Source organism: Siccirubricoccus deserti, from assembly GCF_014283215.1.
GTDB classification, from domain to species: domain Bacteria; phylum Pseudomonadota; class Alphaproteobacteria; order Acetobacterales; family Acetobacteraceae; genus Siccirubricoccus; species Siccirubricoccus deserti.
On sequence record NZ_JACOMF010000109.1, the window covers coordinates 1 to 7,832 of the forward strand.

The 7,832-nt window shown below is 66.5% G+C and carries 7 protein-coding genes; 1 reads left to right on the top strand and 6 read right to left on the bottom strand.

The annotated features are described in order from the left end of the window. Nucleotides 1-423: 423 nt before the first annotated feature. The 4 genes from H7965_RS30550 to H7965_RS27715 form a co-directional block, all read right to left on the bottom strand. Entirely contained in the window at nt 424-1,068 is a 645-nt protein-coding gene (locus tag H7965_RS30550) for a hypothetical protein (RefSeq protein ID WP_222440857.1), read from the bottom strand. A gap of 315 nt (nt 1,069-1,383) precedes the next feature. Further along, nucleotides 1,384-1,638, bottom strand: a complete 255-nt coding sequence (locus H7965_RS32100; protein WP_186773765.1) for a helix-turn-helix domain-containing protein — start codon at nt 1,636-1,638, stop codon at nt 1,384-1,386. Nucleotides 1,639-1,673: 35 nt separating this feature from the next. Then, nucleotides 1,674-5,303, bottom strand: a complete 3,630-nt coding sequence (locus tag H7965_RS27710; protein WP_186773766.1) for a PAS domain S-box protein — start codon at nt 5,301-5,303, stop codon at nt 1,674-1,676. A gap of 325 nt (nt 5,304-5,628) precedes the next feature. Beyond that, nucleotides 5,629-6,108 (bottom strand): hypothetical protein, encoded by a 480-nt coding sequence (locus tag H7965_RS27715; RefSeq protein WP_186773767.1) that lies wholly within the window; start codon nt 6,106-6,108, stop codon nt 5,629-5,631. Between the two features lie 221 nt (nt 6,109-6,329). Here H7965_RS27715 and H7965_RS27720 point away from each other — a divergent pair, with 221 nt between their 5' ends. Next, complete coding sequence (locus H7965_RS27720) at nt 6,330-6,809, top strand: helix-turn-helix domain-containing protein (RefSeq protein ID WP_186773768.1); 480 nt, start codon at nt 6,330-6,332, stop codon at nt 6,807-6,809. Nucleotides 6,810-6,933: 124 nt separating this feature from the next. On the opposite strand, the gene H7965_RS27725 is transcribed toward H7965_RS27720, so the two are convergent. Continuing rightward, nucleotides 6,934-7,332, bottom strand: coding sequence for a hypothetical protein (locus tag H7965_RS27725; RefSeq protein WP_186773769.1), 399 nt, complete (start codon nt 7,330-7,332; stop codon nt 6,934-6,936). Continuing rightward, nucleotides 7,316-7,522 (bottom strand): hypothetical protein, encoded by a 207-nt coding sequence (locus H7965_RS27730; protein ID WP_186773770.1) that lies wholly within the window; start codon nt 7,520-7,522, stop codon nt 7,316-7,318. Before H7965_RS27730 ends, H7965_RS27725 begins: the two co-directional genes overlap by 17 nt. Nucleotides 7,523-7,832: the final 310 nt, after the last annotated feature.

The window sequence follows — 7,832 nt, forward strand, 5'->3', positions numbered from 1 at the left end:
ACAGGACGACGCGGTAGGCGTTGCCGCTGGTATCCGTCGAGGTTGTTCCGACTGCCGAGACCATCTTCTCGCTCTCCACAAATGCGTGATTCACCACTTTGTGATCACTGTCGTGGCGAGCGTATGCCAGAGCACAACTCCGGCGTGCAATCGCGAAATAGTGTGCACGCGATCACGTTTTAGCTGCAAATACGGAATGTTCGGGAAAGATATTGTTGCGAGTAGTTGATGCTCGCTTGGCCCAAGAGATCCGCCAGCCGCGAAGACTCAGCGCCGGCACCGGCACCCGAGAGCATGAGCCAAGGCCAGCCATTCCTGCCCAGGCCAATTAGTTGCCCGCTGCTTCAGCTGCTGACGATGGGAGCGACGGCCACCTGCAAGCACCAGCGCCTGGCACCGCGGGTGGAGGGAGAGGAAGTTGCGTTACCGCTTTGGCGCCATCTGCATCGCGCCAGCCATGTCCGAAAGAGTCTTCGCCAGAATGGCGGCTCCCTGCCGGGATACGAAAAGGGCGGTTGTGGTGCCTGACGGATGGCGGAACTGGAGCAGAATGCGACCGTCCTTGATGACAATCGCCATGCAGCCCACGGTGTCGCGCGGCGGCTGATCAGCCGACACGATAGCCTTGCCAAGCGGATCTCCGCTTTCCTGGCGCAATCGGTGCACGTCATCAGCCGCCGCCCGCAGGCGAACCAGCAATGTCTCTGCCATGGCCAACGGGAGAAACAACGCCATTGGTCCATCCGCTGTATGCACGGTGATCCTCACACCCTCGGGGCTAAGGACCACATCATCCGAAACCCCAGTGACATCGTGGTCTTTCATCATGGTCTCCGGCGTTGCCGCAGTCGTAGGCTGGCGCAGTTCGACGCGCTGCGCCTCCGACTGGTGAAGCTCGCCGCCAAAGTGGTCGAGCTGAAGACTCGGGTGATGCCACACTTGCCCAGCGCCCGCCCCGTCCAGGCCGTCCTGCGGCTTGTCCTCGAGCGCTTCCCGAAGCGCGTCATCTGACCGCAGGGGCTGCGTGCCCCGTCCGGGCCCTCCCATGCCACCACCCAGCCCGGCCATCGCACCATCACGTCGCCCAGAAGCGCGGCGCAGGAGCAACGTGGCCACACAACCATACGGCGAACCCGCCAGCCGCCGGCAGCGCGCTACGCAACCTTATGAATGATGCAAGCTGGACGGCAGAAAGAGCCGCCCGCATTGCGACGGGCGGCCCCTGCCAGCCAAGTCCTGCGCGAAATGACCGAAGAAACTCCCAGCCCCTTCGATCGAGAGGCCGAACGCGATGCTCCAGCGGCTGGTTCGAGCGGAATCGGTATGCGTTCCGCAGCTGCCGGCATGGGCAAAAAGGAGGCCGCTCACCTTACAGCGGGCGGCCTAAGTCGACGCACCCCAGGCGCGGCCGTCGAGACGCGGTGGTCGCCCAGTCCGAGGGCAAGCCCGCAGCCCGCGCCGGCCGTGATCCCGCAGGACGGTGGCCCATCGGCAGACGCTGGAACGGCTGACGCCGAGGTGGCTGGCGATCGCCGCCTGTGTCATGTGAACCTGGCGCAGCAGCGTTGCCGCTACCAAGCGCCGCTCCTCCAACTGGCCCAGCGCCAAGTGCGTCGGACACCATTCGCTGCCGCTCATCGCCGCCACCTACGACAATGCTGACCGGTGGGATGTTACCCTTTTCCATGAAGATCATTAGGATACCGTGTCGCAGTGATCGCGTCCCTGCCTGGCGCAGGCTGCTGTCTTGCCACGACCTGCAGCAGCGCCGCGATGCGGTCGGCGAGCTGGGCACCAGAGACTGGCTTGCGCAGTAGGCTGAAGGGGCCGCCCTCAACATCGCTAAGCGCCAGCGCCGCAATGTCACCCGCATAGCCGGTGAGCAGCAACACGGGTAATCGCGAGCCCCGTGCCCGTACCTCGCGGATGAGCGCCAGCCCATCCATACCCGGCATTGTCAGGTCGGTCACAAGCGCATCCACTCCCTCGCCTGCGTCCAGCAGCGCCAGCGCCTCATTGCTGCCTGCAGCGGTGAGCACGGTGTGGCCGTTTGCGCCGAGGTACGCTGCCAGTGTCTCGCACACTGCCGGTTCGTCATCCACGATCAGCACGCGAGGTGCGGCGTCTTGGGTTGTGGCGGTGGCGCCCGCCGGCGCGGGTGCCAGGGCGCGGACAGGCGCCGGCGCCACCGCCTCATTTTCTGACTGCGGGAACCACAGCGTCACGATAGTACCACGGCCGGGCGTACTCTCGACAGCAAAGGCGCCACCGGACTGCTCGGCAAAGCCTTTCACCATTGGTAGACCGAGGCCGGTACCCTGGCCGGCCGGCTTGGTAGTGAAGAAGGGCTCGGTAACACGTGCTAGAGTCGTGGCGTCCATACCGACGCCGGTGTCTCCGACTGCCAGGCGGATATAGCCGCCAAGGGGAAGGCCCCGCGGATGGGCAGCATCGTCCTCAACCACCTGCTCTGCCGAGGCATAGAGGGTCAGCACCCCACCTTCGGGCATGGCATCGCGCGCGTTGGTGCCGAGGTTCATCAGTGCCGTCTCCAGCTGCCCCTTGTCGGCCGCCAGAAATGGAAGCCCGGGCGCAGCTTCGACCCGAACGACAATCTTGGGGCCCAGAGATGGCGCGAGGATCTCTCGTAGGCCAAGAAGCAGGCCGGCCGGGTCAATCGCCTCGCGGCGCAGCTCGCTGCGCCGCGCAAAGGCAAGCAGGCGATGCGTAATAGAGGCACCGCGCTCGACCGCCTCGGCGACCATGCGTACGCGGCGGCGTACGGCACCGGCATCCTCCGCGTCCCGTCCAATCAGCGTCGCGCTGCCCGCGACCACCTGCAGCACGTTGTTGACGTCGTGCGCGATACCCCCCGCGAGCTGGCCCAGTACTTGAAGCTTCTGCGCCTGACGTAGCTCAGCCTCCAACCGGTGACGCTCGGTGATATCTTGGAGGATGCCGATCAGGCGCTGTGGCCGTCCGGAAGATGGGTCGCGCTCCTGCGGCGTGCCGTGGGCCCAGATCCAGCTCCAGCCGGCATCGGCACGGCAGAGGCGGTATTCCAGGGCCACACCGTTGGCCGCGCCGGCGGCGATAGCCTTTGCCGCGACATCGCGGCGGGGGCGATCCTCAGGATGAATGCGCGCCAGGAACGCCCCGAAATCCGGCCCATCGAAAGCCAGCCAGGTCTCGGCCGGCAGTACGCCGTCCAGCACCGCGGCAGCACGGGTATCGAACCAAGCAGCGCCGCGTTCGAAATCTAGCTCGTAGATACCGATCCCGGCCCCCTCGGTGGCCGCGCGCAGCCGCGCCTCGCTCATAGCCAGTGCCGCTTCAGCGGCCTTGCGGGCCGAGATGTCTCTCAAGACGGAGATGAAGTGCTCGGGCGCCCCAGCCGTATCGCGTAGGAGGGAGACGGTCAGCTCGACCCAAAGCGTCGTGCCGTCCTCGCGAATGTAGCGTTTAATCCTGCTGTAGGTAGCGAGTTCCCCTGCGAGCAGGCGGTGAAGGCCGTCGAGGTCAGCCTGAAGGTCATCGGGGTGGGTGAGATCCTGAAAGGTCCTAGTCCGAAGCTCGGCCTCGGTGTAGCCGAGCATGGCACAGAGACGGCCGTTGACCCGGAGCCAGGTGCCATCGGGCGCAACATGCGCCATGCCGACGGCAGCCTGCTCGAAAGTGCCACGGAACCGTGCCTCACTCTCGGCCAGCGTCGCCTCGGTGCGGCGCTGCGTGGTCACGTCCGTCATCGCTTCCAGCACCGCGACCGGACGTCCATCCTGGCCACGCCTCAGCACCTTGTACGCGGCGACCACCAGCTCCTTCCCGTCCTTGGTCCGGGGCCGGAACTCACCGGTCCACTCGCCATTCCGTTCCAGTGCCGCCTCGATCTCGGCCGGTGGCACCGGGAAGGTGGTGCAGAGCAGCACATGTGCGGGCTGTCCGACCGCCTCCGCCGCTGTCCATCCGTAAAGGCGCGAGCAGCCCCTCGACCAGTAGCGGATGACGCCGTTCGGATCGCGCATCATGGAGGCGCCGAGGTCAAGTGTATCCAGCGTCTCGCGCAGCCTCGCTTCGCTTGCGCGCAGCGCTGCTTCCGCGGCATCCCACTTGGCTCCTGTCGTGGCGAGCACCGCGCCGACCACATTGACCTCGCGCAGGACGGTGGCGAGTGGCCGCGCCGCCTCGCCTTGCCCAAGCCGTGCGGCTTCCGTTGCGAGGGCCATGACCGGCCGGGCAATGCGCCGGGCGAACAGCACCGCAAGGCCGGCCATAAGCGCAATGAGCGAAACCACGAAGACGGCGAGGAGAGCGAGTGACGTGCGCAGCGCCGCCCCGGTCAGGGCAGTCGGCACGCCAACCACGACAACCCAGCCAGAGAGCCGCGAGTGACTGTAGCTGGCAAGCACCGGCTCGCCTTCAGGGGTCTGACGCGTGTGGCCGATGATGCCATTCTCGCCCTTGGTGGCCCCTTCCCAAAGCGGACGCACGAGCGGCTGGCCTACCAGCGCCTCGTGCCGGTGCGAGCGGGCAACACGGAGACCTTGGCGGTCGACAACGGCGACCAACCAGTCCTCCGGCGGATGCTCCTGGCGGATGAGGTCGCGGATGCGTTCCGGTGGCAGACTGAGATCCAGGAAGTAGGCAATGTCCTCGCCGCGACGGACCGGAACAGTGACCAGGAACAACGGCGCACGCGCTACCGTGTCAGTGATCAGATCTGACACATAGGGCTGGCCGGTTTCCAGCACCGCCCGGTCCGGCGCGAACTCCCGTTCTACGGGGAGCAGTGCGCCGCGAGGCAGGCCTGTGTTGACGACCTGCTGACCTGCGCGGTCGCGCATGACAACATTCACACCGAGCCGCTGCTGCGCGTCACGGGCCTGGCGATCAAACTCGTCCAGGTTGCCAGTCCGAAGGGACCGCGCCAAGGCGAGCATCTCGGCCGCCGCAATCAGGCCGGTTAGTTCGCGATCAATGGCGACGGCGATGTGGCGTGCTGCATCGAGCCCCGTTCGCTGTATTCGGGTGCGCTCGGAGTCTGCATAGGACCAGGCCAGCATGCCGGCCAAAACTAGGATCGGCAGAAGGAGCGCGAGGCATAGCGCGGCGAGATGCCACGCTAAGGGACGGCCATGCCGCTGCCGCAGGTAGCAGCCACCGCGGTGGCCGCCAACCGAGTGTGTGCACTCCGACGCGGCTCCCGCCACATGACCATAGGCCGAGGAAGGTGCCGATGCGTCGTTAACCGAGTGCCGGCGGATCTTCGGCCGGGCGCAACCGCCGAGCAGAAAGCTGCCGATCATGGACTGGCTTGCTGCCCCAAGTCGCGGTCTGCCGGTGCCAACTCCGCCACAAGTTGCACACGCAGGCGCTGGAAGGCCGGCACCAGATCCCCCACGCGCGCCGTTGCCGATGCACCTGTGTCCAGCAGCCCCGCTACGGCCTCGGCATCGCTCGTCGGCAGATAGCCGAGAGCACGCCTATCCTCCGCACGTCCCTTGATGATGCTCCGGCCCCTACCCGTCCGCACCACCCTCCCACATCGGAGCTTGAGGCGGACGCCAATGCGCAACGAGGTCAGTGCCACCGGATCGGCCAGTTCCCCCGTGCCAGCGAGAAAGGTGTCGATCACCGCTGTGCCGCGGTCCCGGCATTCGGCGGGGTACCGCACTGCATCCGGAGCGCAGCGCTACCAAAAGCATTCGCCGCCTCGATGGAGCGGCCGCAAGCCTCGCCATAGGCGGTCAGGGCGCGCTGCGGGGCGCCATTGGCCCAGATGGTGGCCTTCCCGAGGGCAGAGAGCGCGGCCCGTGCGGTGGCGAAGAGCAGATCCTGCTGATGCCGGGCAACACTGAAGGCTGCCTCCTGTTGCCGCTGCGCAACCCCGTGCATCGCATCGGCCGTCGTCCGACTGGCCGCGAGCAGGGCTTGGCTGGTCCGTATGGTGGTGGCCAGGAGTAGCTCTGCCCGCTCCGCCGGGCGGCCAGTCCATAGACCGAGCAGATCCGTCCAGACAGCGGCGGTCTGGCCAGGCGGGCGCGGCGTGGCGACGTCGGCCGGGGTAGGCTGGATCTCGGCATGGCTCGGCAGGGTGGGCTGGCTGTCCATTGGTCGGTTCTCGTCCGGACGCGGTTGTTCAGTTTGCGCGGCTGGTCGGGTCATGCGGGCCCGATCACGCCAACCAATCTAAAGGCACATCATTCAAAATGAACATTGCAAATTTGCGGGACACAGAAACCATAATGCTGACATAATAAATATATGAACGCCGCAACGTCCTGTGTGCTGCAACCGCGGCCGGCTCGGCTGCGAACCAAGGCCCCTGCTCGATGGTTGAGACCACGCCGTCCCCCCTTGGACCCGACGGGTCGCCGGACCGCATTCTTGCCGAGGCCGTCACCACCCTGCACCTCGTGGCACTACGGCGGCAGTTCGACGCCATCCGGAAGGTCTTCGGGGAAGATCCACCGCACCGCGCGCGGGAGGCGCTCTGGGTCGTGCTTGAGGTGCTCCTGGCGCATCTGCGGGGCGAGCGGATCGCACTCCGGGATCTCGTCTCCCGCGCCGAGGGGCTGCTAAGTGGGCCGACGCTCTCGCGGGTGGTGGCTGAGATGGAGCGGGACGGCCTGCTGACATCCAAGGCGGTGCCGGGCGAAGGGCGGTTGAGGCTACTGCGCCCGACGGAGCAGACCCTGCGCATCCTTGCCAGCCGCGCTGAGGCCGGCTTTGCCGAGTTCGCCGCGATCGTGCACCAGACCGAGCGGTGCATGATAGACGCACGGGATCCTAGTGTCGGCGCAGACTTATAGACGCGGTGTTGCCGAGGGTGCCAGTGTCGGGATGGCTGGCAGCGCTGCCAGCCACAGTCCCAACAGGGGCCTCTGTTGCACGGGTCGCGCAGTATCGACGCACTGAACCCTACCCTCGTCTGGATTATGCAATGCGGACATACTCCGGGCGCCCCAGCTCCAGCATGCGGTTCAGCACGCTGACGGCGATGTCCACCTCGGTCGCTCGGCGGCCGTCGGTACGCGAGCGCAGCCCGTCTCCAATGACCCGCTTGAAACGCGCGATGTCGGCTTCCGCCAAGGCACGCCGGTTGTAGCCTAACGCCTTCCGCCAGCCCAGGCGGCTGCACTCGGCGATGATCTCGAGATGGCGGTCGCGCGGTGTCGGCGCGGTCTCGGCCGTATCGCTCAGCACGGCGCTCGAGCGTGGCGGGACGATGACGGCCGCACCGGGATGCCGTGCGGAAACTGTAGTGTAGACATCGTCCCGGTCGAATGCGCCATCAGCGGTGGAGGCGACAGGGTCGTCAATCTGGTCCAGCAAGGGGCTCGCCCCGGCGGTGCGCCAGGCCGCCGCCCTGCTCGCCCTCGACACGGTGCTGGCGGATGCGGGCTACGATGCCGAGCACAACCCGCTTCTGCCGCGAGGAGCTCGGTATGCGCCAGAGCGTCGTCGCGCTTAACCCGCGCAACACCAAGCGGAGCTGGCCGAAGACGCCCGACATGCGTGCCATGCGCCGATGCTTCCCGCGTCCTCTACCACCAGCGCTGGCACGCGGAGAGCAGCTTCAGCCAGCACAAGCGCTGCCTCGGCTCCGCCCGCAGCACTGCTGCCCAGGTACGCGAACTCATCCTGCGGCTCCTCACTCATAACCTCATGCTGATCAGGTTGCGCGCCCAAGGTTTCAATAGAGCAGCGAGGTGTCTCAAGCACTGCGGGCAGCACACGGCGGCGGGATCAAAGCGCCTGCGCCAGCGTTTAATATCGTAACCGCGCCACACCGAGCTACCATCGCGGCCGAGCGGCATCCTTGTCCGTAGCCC